Origin of the sequence: Nocardia pseudovaccinii NBRC 100343 (assembly GCF_001613225.1) — a bacterium.
In the GTDB taxonomy this organism is placed as follows: Bacteria; Actinomycetota; Actinomycetes; order Mycobacteriales; family Mycobacteriaceae; genus Nocardia; species Nocardia pseudovaccinii.
On the sequence record NZ_BDBY01000084.1, the window covers coordinates 1 to 833 of the forward strand.

Here is an 833-nt window from a genome sequence, read left to right on the forward strand (position 1 = left end):
TTCACGCACGCATATCGACGGTTCTTGTTTCACTTAGATCCATCGCGCGCGATGATGGGGGCTATGGCCCAGCTCACTGATGACTCCCGGACGCTTTTGCGGACCTGCCCGCTGTGCGAGGCGGTCTGCGGACTCGAGATCACACTCGATTCGAACGACCATGTGACCTCGGTTCGCGGGGATCGACAGGATCCGTTCAGCAAGGGGTTCATCTGCCCCAAGGGGGCCAGCTTCGGGCATCTCGACGAAGATCCGGACCGGCTGACCGAACCGATGATCCGGGACCGGGCCACCGATACCTGGCGCACCGCATCCTGGACCGAGGCATTCGAGCTCATCGCCGCACGCTTCCCGGCGATCGTGGCCGAGCACGGAAATCAGTCGGCGGCGCTGTATCTCGGCAATCCGAACGCACATACCGTGGCGGGGGCGCTGTATGTGCCGGTGCTGATCCGGGCGCTCGGCACCAAGAATCTGTATTCGGCGAGTACCGCCGATCAAATGCCCAAGCAGGTGGCGAGCGGGCTGATGTTCGGTGATCCGCTCACCGTGCCGGTTCCGGATCTGGATCGCACCGATTATCTGCTGATGCTGGGCGCGAATCCGCTGGAGTCGAACGGATCGCTATGCACCGCACCGGATTTCCCGGGCAGGTTGAAGGCATTGCGCAAGCGCGGCGGGAAATTCGTCGTGGTCGATCCGCGGGAAACGCGGACCGCGAAGCTGGCCGATGAGCATCTGTTCATCAGGCCGGGTAGCGATGCTTATCTGCTGTTCGGAATCGTGCACACATTGTTCGAACAAGGTCTGACCGATATCCGCGTGGATGTCGC

Annotated in this window: 1 protein-coding gene; it reads left to right on the top strand. The window is 61.9% G+C overall.

Annotation, left to right across the window (positions count from 1 at the left end; translation table 11 throughout):
• Positions 1–63 precede the first annotated feature (63 nt).
• Positions 64–833, top strand: a 770-nt coding sequence (locus NP3_RS09545) for a molybdopterin-dependent oxidoreductase (RefSeq protein WP_157124224.1), incomplete at its 3' end; no start/stop codon positions are given.